Here is a 17,321-nt window from a genome sequence, read left to right on the forward strand (position 1 = left end):
CCTTATAGATGGGTCGTTAGCTCAGCTGGTAGAGCAGTTGATTTTTAATCAATGGGTCGCAGGTTCGAGCCGAGCGAAGCGAGACAACAGCGCGTGAGCGCTGGCCCGAAGAATATATACCCTAAAGATTTCAAGATGCATCGCGACGGTAAGGAAGCGAATCCCAGGGAGCATAGATAACTATATGACCGGGATGAGTGCAAGTTATTCACTCCTAAACGATCTATACCAATAATGCCAGATGGGATAAGCTTTACCTAATTGTTGTACTAGCTGATTATTAGGATATAAAAATGAATCTCTACGGACTTGTTGCTGATATTGGCGGCACTAATGCCAGATTAGCACTTTGCAATTTGGAAAATGGGGCTATTGAGCGGATTGAAACGTATAGTGCGAAACAACACGCCGGATTAGAATCTATTATCAGTCACTATTTAGCGGAACAAAAAACAGTAGTGACTTATGCATGTATTGCTATTGCTTGTCCGATAAACGGTGATTGGGTAGAAATGACCAATCACCAATGGGCATTTTCTATTAGTGAGCTGAAACAGACACTTGGGCTAGAAAAATTAGATGTGATCAATGACTTCACGGCTGTATCTATGGCGATTCCCATGCTGACAGAAGAATACAAGGTGCAATTAGGAGGAGGGGAAGCGGTTAAAGACAAACCGATAGCGGTTTACGGGGCAGGGACTGGCCTTGGTGTCGCTCATTTGATCAAAGTAGACAAGCAATGGGTAAGCTTACCTGGTGAAGGTGGTCATGTAGATTTTGCCGCGAATAGTGAAGAACAAGATGCAATATTGGCTGTTTTACGGCGTAAATTTGGGCATGTTTCAGTAGAAAGAATTTTGTCCGGTAGTGGGTTGGTAAACCTTTATCAGGCCATTGCCATTTTGGATAATTGTCAGCCGGAAGATTTAGAACCAGAAACCGTGACGCAACGAGCATTGGATGAAAGTTGTCAATATTGCCATCGTGCTCTGACACTATTTTGTGAAATTATGGGACGATTTGGTGGAAATTTAGCGTTAAATATGGGGACTTTTGGTGGTGTGTATATCGCTGGTGGTATAGTGCCGCGGTTTCTTGATTTCTTTAAGCAATCGAATTTTCTTCATGGATTTGAAGATAAAGGGCGCTTTAAACCGTTAATACAACAGATTCCTGTTTATTTGATTACTCATCCACAACCAGGATTATTAGGTTCAGGTACCTATTTACGGCAACAGCTTTCACGTATTAATTAAATTATAAGGTCAGATATATATTTCAAAATTAATGATTGTATATATCTGACTGGAATTTTCTAAATGTCAATATTGCAGCGTTATATTAATATTGAAAGCCATGAAAATCTATTTTGTTTTCGAGTATTTATTGTTTTATTTAGATGAAATCTTGGTTTAATAATATCGTTGTGAATTTATAAGAATAAATTTAAAGAATAGATATTATGATTTTGATGATTAATGATTGAAATTATTTATTCTATAATTCACATTGAAATAATAATGGCGATGATAATTTTCCCATATAATTTATATGGTTACGATTTATTTTGGTAAAATTTAAATGTTATATTCAAATAAAAAATTTACAATTTTATTAAAACATATTTACTGTTAAGATTTAATGATAATAAACATACATCTCTATGAATTTAAACTGTTTTACTGTCTATAATCAATCTTCCCATGCGTTGCTTAATCTCCTTTGATTAAATTTATTGTCGGCAATGTTGCAACCAGGTTTTATCATTATCTGGGTGTAATATCAGAATAAATTATTATGTGATTATCAACGCCTAAATAGATAGTATTAAAAGATTGATATGACATTTGACAATGAGTAAATAGGTCTTATGACATTATTTACTATCATCATTAAAACTTTTTGCAATATAGTGATGATTTATTATCCTGCTTGTGGGAAGCCTTTAACATGATAATGAGATTTATATTCACAATATTTATGTAACTGATTGATTTGTTTTAGATGAAAAGCGGATATTTTATTATGCTGTTTTTCATGTTTAAATACTTTTAAGTTATTGAAATTTTAATTGTTTTGTTTTCTCTTTTTATACTTTATAATCCGTAAAAATTTTTTATTTAGAACAGTACTGGATAGAAATGAAAACGATAGAAGTTGATGAAGACCTTTACCGCTATATTGCCAGCCACACACAACATATTGGTGAAAGTGCATCTGATATTTTACGGCGCATGTTGAAATTTAACGCCGAGCAGCCAGTACAAAGTGCACAGCCTATCGATGCTGTGGAGAAAGCGCCGGTAGCTCGCCAGCGTGATTCTGTCCGTGTGATACGTGAATTGTTACTTTCAGATGACTATTCTGATAAGAAAAAATCTGTTGAGCGTTTTATGTTGCTCTTATCTACATTATACAGCTTGAACAGTGAAAGTTTTTCCCAGACGACTGATGCTATGCATGGCCGTACTCGTGTTTATTTTGCTGGTGATGAGCAGACATTGCTCGCCAGTGGTAAACAGACTAAACCTCGTCATATTCCAGGTACGCCTTTTTGGGTAATCACTAATACCAATACTGACCGTAAGCGTAATATGGTTGAGCAAATTATGCAGGATATGAAATTCACAGCCAATTTTATCGACAAGGTGTGTGGCACAATTTAACTGATTAAGGCTGTGCTGACAGACAAAGTTCAGTACAGCTCTTGTCCAGGGGAGATTTAAAGTGGTAAATCATCCGCGTGCGGGACAGATTGCCCGCCAAAGTGATCTGATAAATGTAGCGCAACTTACATCGCAGTATTACACCTTACATCCTCAGCCGGAAAACTCTGAGCATAAGGTTAAATTTGGTACATCCGGTCATCGTGGCAGCTCTCAGCGTTACAGCTTTAATGAGGCGCATATTCTGGCAATTACTCAGGCTGTTGCAGAAGTTCGCAAGCAACGGGGAATCAATGGCCCTTGTTATGTGGGTAAAGATACCCATGCTTTATCAGAAGCGGCATTTATTTCTGTATTGGAAGTCTTGACGGCTAACAGCGTCAATGTGATTGTGCAGGAAAATAATGGATTTACGCCAACACCTGCGATTTCTCATGCCATCCTCTGTTATAACCGCTTGGGGAAAGCGTTGGCTGACGGGATTGTTATTACCCCTTCTCATAACCCACCAGAAGACGGGGGGATTAAATATAATCCACCTGATGGCGGCCCCGCAGATACAGATTTGACAGCAATTATAGAACATCGTGCTAATGAGTTGCTTACAGAAGGTCTGAAAGGCGTTAAGCGTTTGCCGTTTGCTCAGGTGTTGAACAGTGAATATTTGCATCAGCAGGATTTAGTTGAACCATATGTTAGCGCGTTGGGTGATGTGGTTGATATGGCTGCTATTCAGCAGGCCGGGCTGAAAATCGGTATTGATCCTTTAGGGGGCTCTGGCATTGCATTTTGGCAGCGTATCGGCGAGCGTTACAACTTGGATCTGACATTGGTTAATGATCAAGTTGATCAGACATTTCGTTTTATGCATCTGGATCATGATGGCGTCATTCGTATGGATTGCTCATCTCCTTGGGCAATGGCAGGTTTGTTAGCCATGCGCGATAAGTTTGATCTGGCTTTTGCAAACGATCCTGATTATGACCGCCACGGTATTGTCACCCCCGCTGGTTTGATGAATCCGAACCACTATCTGGCAACCGCGATAAATTACCTATTCCGCCATCGTCCGCAATGGTCAGAAGGTGTTGCGGTAGGTAAGACATTGGTATCCAGTGCCATGATTGATCGGGTTGTCGCCGATCTTGGTCGTAAATTGGTGGAAGTGCCCGTAGGTTTTAAGTGGTTTGTTGATGGGTTACATAAAGGTGAGTTAGGCTTTGGCGGGGAGGAGAGTGCCGGGGCTTCTTTCTTACGTTTTGATGGTACGCCGTGGTCTACAGATAAAGATGGGATTATCTTGTGTTTGCTGGCGGCAGAGATGACCGCAGTAACAGGGGAAAACCCGCAGCAGCATTACAATAAGTTGGCAGCCCGTTTCGGTACGCCAAGTTACAGTCGTATTCAGGCGTCGGCAACTTATCAGCAGAAGGCATTATTAGCCAAGTTATCACCAGAAATGGTGAAAGCGGATAAGCTTGCTGGTGATCCCATCACAGCCCGGTTGACAAAAGCTTCTGGTAACGGCGCGTCAATAGGTGGTCTAAAAGTGATAACAGAAAATGGCTGGTTTGCTGCTCGTCCATCGGGGACAGAAGAAGCCTATAAAATTTATTGTGAAAGTCTCCTTGGCCCTGAGCACCGGCAGAAAATTGAGCAGGAAGCACTGGATATCGTTAACCAGGTTTTTGCCGCTGGTTGATCTTTTGGGCCGATTAAAAAGAATCCGCAACAGTGATAACAGCTTTTGCGGATTTTTTATTTTTCAGCCCAGAGCAACCATTAATGCGCCGGCAGTAATCAGTGCAACACCACCTGCGGCCATCAGTGATATCTTTTCACCAAATAAGATGACGGCCAAGATGACAGCAAACACGACACTGAGTTTATCAATCGGGGCAACCTGAGAAACATTGCCGTTTCTAATTGCCAGAAAGTAAAACAACCATGATAATGCCCCAGCCACACCGCTTAAAATGATAAAAAACAGCGCTTTGCGGTTTGCCAGTATTTCACTTACCAGATTTAATTTTCCCTGTACTACAACGACACCGACAAGAAACAACGCCATAATGACTGCTCGTATCGCTGTTGCTGTATTGGCATCAAGATTTTGCAAACCGATTTTCCCGAAGATAGCGACTAAAGCAGCAGTAAACGCTGATAATAAGGCATAGATAAGCCAGGTACCCATCGCGAATAAACCCTATAGTTAGTAGCAAATGAGTTGAGATGATAAGGCAGTTCTCTTGGTTTGAATATACCATTATTCTCATTAAGGAAATTAAAGCATAATGGATAAATCATTTCAGTTAGTGAATATTTTAGTTTGGCTGGATAGTTTCTGGTTTTTGTCATATATATTTGATATAAATTAGTAAATAATAATGATACATGACACAATTGGCGTATTAGATTAAAAGTGAGTTTTATAATGTTGTTATGTATAGAGTAAGTTTAAAAAATTTATTTGATTTTATTTCATTATGTGGTTATTTGTGAATTGAGCAAAGGAATTAACAAGCATCTTATCATGAATCAGGTTTCATTTTATATTTTCCCTAATGTTGAAATAAGCATTAATGTTTATATGTGTGTTGGTGGCTATATGAGATATTATTTCTTGAATTTATTTATAAAGTCTAGATAATAACCATTTTAATATATTGGAATATGTTAATGTATAACCTCATTGCCACAGATCTCGATGGAACGCTTCTCCTTCAAGGAGATACAATTGGTAAGTTTACCCGCAAGGTGCTTACTGATTTATCAAGTATGGGAAAGCAGATCGTATTTGCAACCGGCAGGCATCATGCTGATGCAAATTCCATTATTGGTGATTTTGATATACCTGTGCATTTGATTACTTCGAATGGTGCCAGATTAACCAGTGCTTGTAAAAACTTGGATATTAGACAACATTTGCCAAGTCACGTAGTAAAAAGAGTGATTGAAGAAACTCAGGCAGATAATGATTTAGTGATCAATATGTATTGTGGTTCTCAATGGTTAACCAGTGAGCTACACCATAGTTTCAGTGATTTTAATCAGAATGATAATTTTAATCCCGTAGTTAGACAGGCTGATGAAATGCCTTGTGATCAGGTTGAGAAAATCTTTTTCATTCATAAGAGTAAAGATCATGATGCATTGGTTAAATTAGAACATCATTTAATTGATCTCTTTTCTGATCATGTCAATGTCGCTTTTTCATTCCCTTGGTGTCTGGAGGTAATGGGTAGTGGTGTTTCGAAGGGGCAAGCTTTAATTCAGCTCGCCGGTTTTCTTGGTATCCCAATTAATAAAACGATTGCGTTTGGTGACGGTATGAATGATGTGGAAATGCTTTCAACCGTCGCTAAAGGGGTCATAATGGGAACGGCGCATAATAGGGTAAAAAAAGCTCTGCCTGATGCCGATATTATTGGCTCTTGCTGTGAAGAGTCTGTTGCTTATTATTTGTCTGAACATGTGTGTCAGGTGAAATAAGTGGATCTTAGCTTTGCTGAGAGATGTTAATTGTCTGAGACATGAAGTGATTCGATACGTGTCTCAGGTATTAAGGCATAAACCGATAGCCAATGCCGGTTTCAGTCAATAAATGTTTTGGTCTGGTTGGGTCGGTTTCTAATTTTTGTCGTAAATGCCCCATATAAATCCGTAAATAATGATTGTGTTCAACATAATTAGGGCCCCAAACTTGGTTGAGTAATTGGCGTTGGGTGAGTACTTTGCCGCTATTCGCCAATAATTCACCTAGTAACCGGAATTCAATTGGGGTGAGGTGCAGTTCTTCGTCATTTTTGGTAATTCGGCGGTTAACCAGATCGACAACCACATCAGAAAAATGAACGATCGATTCTTCTTTGTTGGTTCTGGCAAAGCGGCGTAAGGCAACCCGGACTCTAGCCAATAGCTCACTGATGCCAAAGGGTTTACTCAAGTAGTCATCAGCGCCGACATCCAAGGCTGCAACCTTATCCGCTTCTTTATCGCGGGCAGAGAGAACAATAACGGGAATTGAGCTCCATTGGCGCAGATCACGGATTAGGTTAATACCGTCACCATCCGGCAAGCCCAAATCAAGAATAATTAAGTCAGGCTTACGGGTTCCCGCTTCAATCAGGCCCCATTTCAACGTATCACTGTCAAATACGCGATAGCCTTCACCTTCCAACGCTAGCCGAACAAAGCGTCGGATCTCTTTTTCATCTTCAATAATCAAAATGGTGTTATTGTTGGTAATAATCACATCTCCTCAGTGATAATTTCAGGTGGCTTCTCTAACGGTAGAACAAAGTGAAAACTTGCTCCACCTTTTTCGTTATTGGTCGCCCAAATCTTTCCTTGGTGGATTTCAATAATTGCCCGGCAAATTGCTAATCCAAGGCCCACGCCGGGAATAGCTGACTCTTTGCGAGCGCGGGAGAATTTATCGAAAATTAACTGTTCTTGTTCCGGCGGAATGCCTTTACCTGCATCCCAAACTTCAATATGAATCTGATTTTTTTCTGTTGTCGCTTTGATGCCCAGTGGTGTTTGCTCATCGGTATATTTAATCGCGTTTTCCAACAGGTTGATAAATACCCGCTCCAGTAAACTGGCATCACAATGCAACAGTAAATCGGATGGCAAGGAAACCGCGACTGGATGACGGTTGAGCGCATATTCCAGCGAACGCAAGGTACTGCCGACGATCTCTTCCAGCGATTGCCATTCCAGATTGAGTTGAATTCCTCCCGATTGGATACGCGCCATGTCCAGTAAGTTATTAACCAGACGGGAAGTGCTGAGAATTTGTTGGCGGATCTGATTCACCTGTTTGGTATGCGGAGAGCCTTCAGCAGATAAATCCAGCATCAGGATTTCCGCTTGTCCGAACAGGACGGTCAGCGGGGTGCGTAAATCGTGAGACAGGGCCGCCAGAAGCGAGTTACGTAACTGTTCCCGTTCTGTATCCAGTTTAGCGGATTCTGCCCGGCGTGAGAGTTGTAATCTTTCCAGTGCATTGGCGATCAGGCCGGTAAATGTTTGTAGCAATCGCTGTTGTTCAGGGATCAATAACTGGCGCAAATAGGATGGCTCAATAGCCAATACAGCCAGCGTCTGAGAAGGTGTAGCAATAGGCTGTAGTTGGTAAGGTACGCTAGGTAGCGTATCGGTTCCCGCTCCGGCCGGCAGATTTTTATCAAAACTCCATTTTGCAATAGCATCGTCAATTAGCATATGACCGCCATTATTGGTCGTTAGTTGATATAAATTGCCATCGTCGTTGGGTAAAAAGAGGCCGGTTTTAGCTTGAAAACCATTAGCAAGAAAATGGTAGCTGGTGCGGGCAATATCTTCTTCATTCAGCGCTCGGCTCAGTTCACGGGTCATTTCATAGAGATTACGGGTTCGTTGTTCGCGGTAACGGGCAATTCGCGCCTGATATCTCATTCCCGCTGTTAAATTTCCAACGACGACACCCACTATCAGCATGACAGTAAAAGTTAACAGGTACTGCATATCGGTAACAGCAAGAGACCAATGAGGCTGTACAAAGAAGATATCGAAACTAATGACATTAATGAAAGCGGCAAAGATTGATGGTCGGTGCCCGTAAAATAGCGCAATAATGACGACGCCAAGCAGATAAAGCGTGACAAGGTTGGCTTTATCAAGGGTCAGCAAGAATGTTCGGGAGAATAAGGTGATAAGTGTGCAGAGCGCAATAGCGATCAGGCAGCCCTGAATCTGTACTCGCCATTTTTCACTCACAGAGCGGTTGTCCTGCTCTTTATCCCATTGTCTGCGTTCTTCTAATGCGACAATGACCAGATCTAAATCTGGTCCCAGTTTCCCCAGTCGGTCAGCAAAACCTGGACGCCATTGCCAGCCAAATAGCTTCTGTTTAGATGTACAGCGACGGCCTATCAGAATTTTGCCGAGGTTATGTTCTCTGGCATAACGTAACACCGCTCTCTCTTTGTTTGAATCGGAAAGTGTCGCTGTTTCAGCCCCCAATTCATGCGCTAATCTGAGTGCTTTTAAAATAGTGCGCCGTTTACCTTCGGGTAGTTGGTACAGTTTTGGGGTTTCAACATAGATTGCATGCCAGATACAGCCTAATCGAGCCGCAAGACGAGCGGCAGTGCGGATGAGCTTTTCATTACCTGAGCTATTACCAATGCATAGCAGAAGATTATCACGGGTATGCCAGACCGGTTCATGCCCTTGTGTGTCGCGGAAAGCACGCATTTGATCATCAACGCGATCAGCCGTCCGGCGTAAAGCGAGCTCCCGCAATGCAATCAAATTACCTTTGCGAAAAAAATTTTCGATGGCACGTTCGGCTTGGCTAGGAATATAGACCTTACCTTCATGGAGTCGCTGGCGCAGATCATCTGGGGGCAGATCAACTAAGACAATTTCATTCGCTTGATCAAAGATATGATCAGGGATGGTTTCCCTGACCTGGATACCTGTAATATCACCCACAACATCATTGAGGCTTTCCAGATGCTGAACGTTGATGGTCGTCAGTACATCTATGCCAGCTTCAAGCAACTCTTCAACATCCTGCCAGCGTTTGGGATGACGGCTGGTGTGGGGATTTCTAAATGCCAATTCATCCATCAAAATGATGGCCGGGTGGCGGGCAATGGCGGCATCAAGATCAAAGGCGGTGACTTTTCTCCGTCGGTAGTGGATCTGTTTAAGTGGCAGTTGTGGCAGACCATCAAGTAAAGCGGCAGTTCCCTGCCGCTCATGGGTTTCTACCACGCCGATAACCACATCCAGCCCTTGAGCACGTAATCTTTGCGCTTCCTGCAACATGGCATAGGTTTTTCCCACACCGGCGCAGGCACCGAAAAATATTTTTAATTTACCGCGCTGTTTCTCGTTAACCAGTGTCAGTAATTCATCCGGGTCAGGGCGCTGTGGTTCGAGTTGATCCATATTCAACCTTTCTGTTTTCTCTTGTGCAAATTATCAAGGGCAAGATTAAGTTTTAACACATTAATCACAGGCTCACCGAGGAATTCCGATGGTGGCGGCTCAATATTATCTTTGATTAATTGTTTTATCACTTTGACCGGTAAATGGCGGGCATCAGCGACTCTTTGTGCTTGAAAATCAGCAGCGGCGGGTGAAATGTGAGGATCAAGGCCGCTACTGGATGCAGTGACCAGATCAACCGGTACAGGAGTGTCTGGTTGGCGGTTAAATTGACGCAGTTGCTCAACTCTGCGTTTGATTTCATCATCCAATATTGGGTTGGAGGGCGCTAAATTGCTGCCACCCGAGTACAGAGCGTTATAGGGATAATCTACGGTGGCAGAAGGGCGCCCCTGAAAATAGATCGCTTTAGTGAAGGGTTGACCAATCAGTTCAGAGCCAACGGTTTGACCATCTTGTTTTACCATAGAGCCTTGTGCTTGATAAGGAAACATCAGTTCTGACAAACCTGTTGCCAGCAATGGATAAGCTACGCCGGTAATCAGTGTCAGAAATATCAACAACACAACAGAAGAACGTAACCAAATCATTTTCATCACCTTATTTAAGTATCAGCAAAGTCAGCAACATATCTATCAGTTTGATGCCGATGAAAGGCGCTATCAGACCACCCAGGCCATAAATCCACAGATTGCGGCGTAAAAGCGACAAGGCATTCATTGGTCGGTAGCTCACGCCTTTTAGAGCCAATGGGATCAAGAAAACAATAATCAGCGCATTAAAGATAACGGTGGATAAAACCGCCGAACTGGGTGAATGAAGGTGCATGATATTCAAGATATTTAATTGTGGATAAGTGACGGCAAACGCCGCCGGGATAATGGCAAAATATTTTGCGATATCATTGGCGATACTGAATGTGGTCAGAGAACCACGTGTCATCAACATCTGTTTACCAATATGGACTACTTCAATCAGTTTGGTTGGGTTGGAATCCAGATCCACCATATTGCCGGCTTCTTTGGCTGCCTGAGTGCCTGAGTTCATAGCAACGGCAACATCGGCCTGAGCAAGGGCAGGGGCATCATTAGTGCCATCACCGGTCATGGCGACCAGACGGCCTTCGGATTGATATTGGCGGATCAGGGCTAGTTTGGCTTCGGGGGTAGCTTCCGCCAGAAAGTCATCTACGCCGGCTTCTGCGGCAATCGCAGCCGCGGTCAGACGGTTATCGCCGGTAATCATAACGGTCTTGATTCCCATCCGGCGCATTTCACCGAATCGCTCTTTAATACCGCCTTTTATAATATCTTTTAGCGCGACAACTCCCAGTACCTGTTGATTTTCTGCGACAACCAGCGGGGTACCCCCTTTACGCGCTACGGTCTGTACCAAAATTTCTACGGCTTCAGGGAATTTTCCGTGATTGGCTTCGATATGGCGGCGAATTGCATCGACGGCGCCTTTGCGGATCATGCGGTTTTCCACATTCACACCACTCATTCGAGTCATGGCAGAGAAAGGCACAAAAGTTGCGTTCAGTGAGCGCAGATCACGTTCACGCAGATTGAATCGTTGTTTTGCCAGAATGACAATGCTGCGGCCTTCTGGTGTTTCATCGGCTAAAGAAGAGAGCTGGGCGGCATCCGCCAACTGCTGTTCTGTTATACCAGGCACGGGTAGAAACTGAGAGGCTTGGCGATTCCCCAAAGTGATGGTGCCGGTTTTATCCAGTAGCAACACATCCACATCACCCGCTGCTTCAACGGCTCGTCCGCTGGTGGCAATAACATTTGCACCTAGCATGCGGCTCATGCCTGCGACACCAATTGCAGAGAGTAGACCGCCAATGGTGGTAGGAATAAGGCAGACTAATAATGCTATCAATACCGTGACAGTGATAGGTTGACCAGATTGGTTAGCTTCCACGCTGAATATTGAAAATGGCAGCAGGGTGACACACACCAATAGAAAAATGATTGTCAGGGCCGTCAACAGGATAGTCAGTGCAATCTCGTTTGGGGTTTTACGACGTTTAGCCCCTTCCACCATTGAAATCATGCGGTCAAGAAAAGTTTCACCGGGATTAACTGAACATTCGACCACCAGCCAGTCAGATAGTACATGGGTGCCGCCGGTTACAGAGGAAAAATCACCGCCAGATTCGCGGATAACAGGGGCAGACTCTCCGGTGATTGCACTTTCGTCAACAGATGCGCCACCTTCGATAACTTCACCATCGCAAGGGATGGTTTCACCGGCTTCAATAATGACAATATCCCCTTTGCGCAGGCTGTCAGAAGGGACTTTCTCTCGGGTTGCATTGCGATTAGCTGAGATAAGTTTAGTTGCCCAACTGGTTTTTCTTACCCCTTTAAGACTGGCTGCTTGAGCTTTGCTTCTCCCTTCTGCCAGTGCTTCGGCAAAGTTGGCGAATAGCACAGTAAACCATAGCCATAAGGCGATGTTACCAGTGAATAACGCATTTCCCTTAAATTGACCCGCTAACATGGCTATCCATAAAATGGTGGTTAACCCACTGCCTAGATAGACGACAAACATCACTGGGTTACGCCATTGTGCGGCCGGATGACATTTTTTGACTGAATCAATCAGGGCATTACGAATCAAAGCAGGCTCTAATAATGTCTGTTGCTTGTTGGTCATGGTATGCCTCTCTTTGGCTCTTATCGGGCCATTAGCCAGATTTGTAAATGTTCAATTACCGGGCCAAGGATCAGAGCCGGAATAAAAGTCAAGGCACCGATTAGCATGATGGTCAAAATCAATAGACTGATAAACAGTGGGCTGTAGGTGGGGAGTGTACCGTTGCTGGCAGGCTGGCGTTTTTTTACGACCAAAGAACCGGCAATAGCAAGTACTGGCAGGATCATGCCAAAGCGACCTAAAAACAGGATTATGGTTAGCAACAGGTTGTAGAACATACTGTTGGCATTGAGGCCCGCGAAAGCACTGCCATTATTGTTGGCAGCGGAGGAGAGGGCATAGAGCACTTCACTGAAACCATGAGCGCCAGGGTTCAAAATACCGGCACGCCCACTGGTGGTGGAGATGGCAAGCGCTGTTCCTAAAAGCGCCAGTGTAGGAGTAACCAGAATCACCAGAGCCACCATTTTTATCTCGAATACTTCGATTTTTTTACCGAGATATTCAGGGGCACGGCCTATCATTAAACCGGCGATAAAAACAGTCAGCAGAACGAACAGTAACATACCGTATAAACCAGAACCCACACCGCCAAATACGACTTCACCAATTTGTATCAACCACATTGGGATCATGCCGCCAAGTGCAGTGAAAGAATCATGCATAGCATTGACTGCCCCACAGGAAGCGGCGGTTGTTACGACGGCATAAATTGAGGTTGCGAGAATGCCAAAACGATTCTCTTTACCTTCCATATTGACATTACTGTTGGCGCCTAACAGGCTGAAATGGGGATTCCCTTTCAGTTCGGCATACATGACTCCTACGGTGGCAATGGCAAAGATGATACTCATTGTCCACAATAGAGCGTGCCCTTGACGGTTATCACCAACCACTTGTCCAAAAGCAAAACAGAGTGCACAAGGGATCAAGAAGATAGAGAGTATCTGAATGAAATTGCTGATAGCGGTTGGATTTTCAAAGGGGTGTGACGAGCTAGCATCAAAGAATCCACCACCATTGGTTCCCAATAACTTGATGGCTTCCTGCGAGGCAACCGGGCCCATCGGGATCAATTGCTGTTGGCCTTCAATGGTATGGGCTAATTGATACGGTTCGAAATTCTGAATCACTCCCTGACTGACGAAAACGAGCGTGATAACCATAGACAGCGGTAGCAGTAGATAAAGTGTGATACGTGTGATATCAACCCAGGCGTTGCCTACGGTTTTGACGCCATGACGGGAAAATGCGCGTATCAGCGCAAATGCCACTGCAATACCGGTTGCCGCAGAAAGAAAGTTCTGCACGGTTAGACCTGTCATCTGGCTAAAGTAGCTGAGTGTGTTTTCTCCACTGTATGACTGCCAATCCGTATTGGTGATAAAACTGACCGCTGTATTCAGCGCCAGGTCCCATTTGAGTCCGGGGAAATGTTCAGGATTAAGGGGGAGGGCATGTTGTGTGGCTAAAAGCGTGAATAGCAGTAATAGACCGGTCAGATTAAAAATAATGATAGCTAATGCGTATTGCCACCAGTTCATCTCTTTGACTGTGCCGCCAGGTTTCTGTAAGCCACAGCAACGCCAAAGGCCAGATTCTGCTTTAGTCAGCCCGCGTGGAATATTACCATCGATCATGTTGGCGATAACGTTTCCGAGTGGTTTTGCCAGTAGCATCAAAATCAGTAAGAAACTGGTGATCAATAAAAAAGCGGATGCTGCCATTTAAAAATCCTCCGCATGAAGTAGCGCATAGATTAGATAAACCAGTAACAGGGCTACTAATAACGCGCCGGAAATGCAGAATATGCTCATTGCTTAATCTCCTGAAAACTTGGATAGATAAAGATTAGGGAAGGGGATGCAAAGATGCTGATAAAAGAGTGAGTGGATGTGTAAAAAAAGTGTAAAAATGACTAATAACAGAAGACTTAAATAGAAACCTATCTTGTTTAGAACTATTATAATAATTCCCTTTTTTAGCAGAAGATACATTTATGGGAAAGTGAATGGTTAGGGGTATTAGATGATTTTAAATTAATGGATAATCCTGCACATGAACGTTCTGATTATTTATATATTATTGATAATATTGCTAAAGTAATCGGAATGTTAAAACTTGACATATAATATTTTTATTTTACTAATTATAACTGAGCATATTGAAAATTAAATTGATTGGGATTTTATAGTATAGGAAAAATTATTTTTACTTATTATGCGAATCCATCGTTTAGTATTAATATGATTGTCAGGGATTGACAAAAAATACTCAATATTTGAATTATTAAAAAAACATTTAATTAAATGATTTTTATGTTAAAAAATGTTGTTTTTCAATTGGTTAAATATTTTTCTATTTCTTCAAATGTTGTATTTGATTCTATTGCCTGATAGAAACCGTTTTCGACATGTATTGGCGTAATGATATTGGTGTTTTTCAATATTGGTTTATTGTTAAAAGAAACAGATAGTTTTTTTCCTACGTTTTGCTTTATAAAAAGATTAAATGGTTTACTGCAATGAGAGTTATTTTTTACTTTGATGAAAATGGAATAGTAATTATCTCCTTTTTCCGGAAAAATTTCCTCTATACATAATGGAGTCAAATGAAAAGTTTCGCCATTTGCTTTATAGTCAATAGAAAAAGCGTGTTTTTTGGAGATGCAGCCTGAAACATTTATTGCTAATATTAATAATATAACAGTTAATACCTTCATCTTTCCTCCTATTATCGTTTTTCTGTACTTATATAATGATTATCAATGAAAGTCTTCACATTGGCAATCCTTGCTTTTATCGCTAGCGTCAAACGGATATTTTCAAATGCTTGTATCTTTAATTTCATTTTCACTAACTGTTAATAAAATGTTTTTAATATTACATTTTTATCATATTTTATGTAATAAAATTACATAAAATAGAAAATATAGCGACAATAACGGCTTAAAAGTGATCTGATAAGTGGTAAATTTTCATTTTTTGCGATAAAATTTTAAACAATTTACAGATTGATTATTTTTAAGATTCTGCGGAAAAGTGGGATCATTTTAAGGAGGACAAATATGTCTTCATATCGTGAATATCCTTGGTATCAAGTTCTTTTACGCCGTATTGGCGCTGTCACTTTCGGTGTCCTGGCGTTACCGGTGATGCTATTTCGTCGTGATCGCGTACGTTTTTACAGTTATTTGTATCGTGTATGGGTAAAAACTAGCAATAAGCCCGTATGGTTAAAACAGTCAGAACAGGTTATGGCAATCAAAAGTAGCTGACAACTGACAATTGGCGGCAGGTAGCGGTATATTATTGCCATACAATTAATATACAGGACGAATATGATGCGTAATATTGAGCTGGAAAATGTGATTAACCAAGAGCTGAATGTTGGTGAGTTTCAAGATTATGCCCCCAATGGTTTACAAGTTGAAGGGCGTACTCATATTCAGCGAGTCGTTACCGGAGTGACCGCTTGTCAGGCTTTATTGGATGAAGCGGTTCGTCATCAGGCTGATGCCATTATCGTTCATCATGGCTATTTTTGGAAAAATGAGCCAACGGTGATTCGTGGTATGAAACGTAATCGCCTGAAAACGTTGCTTTGTAATGATATCAATTTATATGGTTATCATCTGCCGCTTGATGCTCATCCATCATTGGGAAATAACGCGCAATTGGCCCGCTTGATTGATGCGAAAGTTGCTGGGTTGATTGAACCATTCGTACCGCATGGGGAGTTTGATCAGCCGATATCACCGGTGGAGTTAACTTCACGTATTGAACAGGCACTTGGTCGCAAGGTGTTGCATGTGGGCGATAACGCACCTGAGGAGATTCGCACGCTTGCCTGGTGTACTGGCGGTGGTCAGGGTTTTATTCAACAGGCGGCTGAATTTGGTGTTGATGCTTTCATTACCGGTGAAGTGTCTGAGCAGACGGTTCATATCGCCCGTGAAATGGGGCTGCATTTTTATGCTGCGGGTCATCATGCCACTGAGCGTTATGGCATTAAGGCTTTGGGGGAGTGGTTGGCTGGTAATTATGGCTTGGATGTCACTTTTATCGATATTCCAAATCCGGCTTGATCACGTTTTCCTAAGGCGGAAATAAACGAAGCCCACCAACGGCGGGCTTCAAAGCTTTTGACAGACTTTTCATAACTAACGTTTTTTGTCAATAACGTTATTCTATCCGATTCATAGAACTGTGAATTTTGATTCTGGTGATCTTGCTACACACGCAAATAGAGGCTACGTTTGATAATTTAGAGAGTAAGTCGCTTGTACCTACTCTTGGATAACGAGCATACACAAGGAAAGTGATGAGATCAATTTTTACGGTGCTTTAAACCGCACAGGTATGGCATCAAATTTCACCAAATAATCTTTCCAATTAAATAAAGCCCTAGCTATTAAGCTAGCAAAAACTGCGGTAAACCCTTGTATCTTGAAAATTGATTACAACGTCAACATGATTAGATTTGGCACGGTGTGTGCAGACCGATAAACCCTTTCACATCCCAGCTTTGCCACCGCTGAACTGAATGCCTCACGTAACGGGTGTATCATCCGTCCATCAAAGCGCTTTCGACGGGATTTTGTCGTGAATATCAAATGCACAACCCGTTGATATCTTCCTGTCACAGGCTAAAATGAAGGCACTTTCTCAATGAGCGCTGAATATGTTAAGAGCGACCAAAGTCCGCCTCTACCCCACACCCGAACAGGCCGCGTATCTTAACGGCCAGTTCGGTGCGGTCCGTTTTGCGTACAATAAGGCGCTGCACATCAAAAAGCATGCTTATAGACGTCACTGTGTGAGTTTAAATCCGCTCAAAGATCTTAAACCGCTACTGGCGGTCGCGAAGAAATCACGCAAGTACGCCTGGCTCAAGGCATATGACGCCATCGCGTTACAGCAGGCGGTGATCAATCTAAATACCGCGTTTGATAATTTCTTCAATCCGAAGTTGCAAGCCAAATTTCCCACGTTCAAACGCAAACACGGCCGGCAATCCAGCTATTACTGTATTGGGGTG

At 42.5% G+C, this 17,321-nt stretch carries 14 protein-coding genes, 1 tRNA gene and 2 pseudogenes; 8 read left to right on the forward strand and 9 right to left on the reverse strand.

Annotated elements, in window-relative coordinates:
• Positions 1 to 13: 13 nt before the first annotated feature.
• The 4 genes from EAE90_RS14585 to pgm all read left to right on the forward strand — a co-directional run bounded on the left by EAE90_RS14585 (position 14) and on the right by pgm (position 4,371).
• Positions 14 to 83 (forward strand) — tRNA-Lys (locus EAE90_RS14585).
• Positions 84 to 293: 210 nt separating this feature from the next.
• Complete coding sequence (gene glk, locus EAE90_RS14590) at positions 294 to 1,259, forward strand: glucokinase (protein WP_214054092.1); 966 nt, start codon at positions 294 to 296, stop codon at positions 1,257 to 1,259.
• Between the two features lie 885 nt (positions 1,260 to 2,144).
• Entirely contained in the window at positions 2,145 to 2,669 is a 525-nt protein-coding gene (seqA, locus tag EAE90_RS14595; RefSeq protein WP_214054093.1) for a replication initiation negative regulator SeqA, read from the forward strand.
• Between the two features lie 61 nt (positions 2,670 to 2,730).
• Positions 2,731 to 4,371, forward strand: a complete 1,641-nt coding sequence (gene pgm, locus EAE90_RS14600; protein ID WP_214054094.1) for a phosphoglucomutase (alpha-D-glucose-1,6-bisphosphate-dependent) — start codon at positions 2,731 to 2,733, stop codon at positions 4,369 to 4,371.
• A 63-nt stretch (positions 4,372 to 4,434) separates the two neighbouring features.
• Here the strand turns inward: pgm and EAE90_RS14605 are convergent, their stop codons facing one another.
• The gene (locus EAE90_RS14605) at positions 4,435 to 4,863 is read right to left on the reverse strand and encodes an EamA family transporter (RefSeq protein WP_214054095.1); all 429 of its coding nucleotides are present in this window, start codon (positions 4,861 to 4,863) and stop codon (positions 4,435 to 4,437) included.
• Positions 4,864 to 5,348: 485 nt separating this feature from the next.
• Here EAE90_RS14605 and EAE90_RS14610 point away from each other — a divergent pair, with 485 nt between their 5' ends.
• Positions 5,349 to 6,161, forward strand: coding sequence for a Cof-type HAD-IIB family hydrolase (locus EAE90_RS14610; RefSeq protein WP_214054096.1), 813 nt, complete (start codon positions 5,349 to 5,351; stop codon positions 6,159 to 6,161).
• Between the two features lie 70 nt (positions 6,162 to 6,231).
• Here EAE90_RS14610 and kdpE read toward each other — a convergent pair whose 3' ends face one another.
• From kdpE to EAE90_RS14645, 7 genes are all read right to left on the reverse strand, one after another.
• On the reverse strand, positions 6,232 to 6,924 hold the full coding sequence (gene kdpE / locus EAE90_RS14615) for a two-component system response regulator KdpE (protein WP_036780871.1): 693 nt from the start codon (positions 6,922 to 6,924) through the stop codon (positions 6,232 to 6,234).
• A complete protein-coding gene (gene kdpD / locus EAE90_RS14620) occupies positions 6,921 to 9,614 on the reverse strand; it encodes a two-component system sensor histidine kinase KdpD (RefSeq protein WP_214054097.1) in 2,694 nt (897 codons plus the stop codon). The genes kdpE and kdpD overlap by 4 nt, the downstream gene beginning before the upstream one ends.
• 2 nt (positions 9,615 to 9,616) lie before the next feature.
• Entirely contained in the window at positions 9,617 to 10,204 is a 588-nt protein-coding gene (kdpC, locus tag EAE90_RS14625; protein ID WP_214054098.1) for a potassium-transporting ATPase subunit KdpC, read from the reverse strand.
• Positions 10,205 to 10,214: 10 nt separating this feature from the next.
• Positions 10,215 to 12,281, reverse strand: a complete 2,067-nt coding sequence (kdpB, locus tag EAE90_RS14630; RefSeq protein WP_214054099.1) for a potassium-transporting ATPase subunit KdpB — start codon at positions 12,279 to 12,281, stop codon at positions 10,215 to 10,217.
• A gap of 20 nt (positions 12,282 to 12,301) precedes the next feature.
• Positions 12,302 to 14,008 (reverse strand): potassium-transporting ATPase subunit KdpA, encoded by a 1,707-nt coding sequence (gene kdpA, locus EAE90_RS14635; RefSeq protein WP_214054100.1) that lies wholly within the window; start codon positions 14,006 to 14,008, stop codon positions 12,302 to 12,304.
• Complete coding sequence (gene kdpF, locus EAE90_RS14640) at positions 14,009 to 14,098, reverse strand: K(+)-transporting ATPase subunit F (RefSeq protein WP_214054101.1); 90 nt, start codon at positions 14,096 to 14,098, stop codon at positions 14,009 to 14,011. It abuts the gene before it with no gap.
• A 521-nt stretch (positions 14,099 to 14,619) separates the two neighbouring features.
• Complete coding sequence (locus EAE90_RS14645) at positions 14,620 to 15,003, reverse strand: hypothetical protein (RefSeq protein ID WP_214054102.1); 384 nt, start codon at positions 15,001 to 15,003, stop codon at positions 14,620 to 14,622.
• Positions 15,004 to 15,348: 345 nt separating this feature from the next.
• Between EAE90_RS14645 and EAE90_RS14650 the strand changes: the two genes are divergently transcribed.
• Entirely contained in the window at positions 15,349 to 15,558 is a 210-nt protein-coding gene (locus EAE90_RS14650) for a YbfA family protein (protein ID WP_054480979.1), read from the forward strand.
• A 66-nt stretch (positions 15,559 to 15,624) separates the two neighbouring features.
• Positions 15,625 to 16,368: a type 2 GTP cyclohydrolase I gene (locus EAE90_RS14655; RefSeq protein ID WP_214054122.1), complete on the forward strand. Its 744-nt coding sequence runs from the start codon at positions 15,625 to 15,627 to the stop codon at positions 16,366 to 16,368.
• A gap of 426 nt (positions 16,369 to 16,794) precedes the next feature.
• Here EAE90_RS14655 and EAE90_RS24715 read toward each other — a convergent pair.
• Positions 16,795 to 16,905: pseudogene (locus EAE90_RS24715) on the reverse strand (IS200/IS605 family transposase); the annotation flags it as partial.
• Between the two features lie 59 nt (positions 16,906 to 16,964).
• Between EAE90_RS24715 and EAE90_RS23875 the strand changes: the two are divergent.
• Positions 16,965 to 17,303, forward strand: a pseudogene (locus EAE90_RS23875) (helix-turn-helix domain-containing protein); the annotation flags it as partial.
• Positions 17,304 to 17,321 lie beyond the last annotated feature (18 nt).

Source organism: Photorhabdus caribbeanensis (assembly GCF_018448885.1).
GTDB classification, from domain to species: domain Bacteria; phylum Pseudomonadota; class Gammaproteobacteria; order Enterobacterales; family Enterobacteriaceae; genus Photorhabdus; species Photorhabdus caribbeanensis.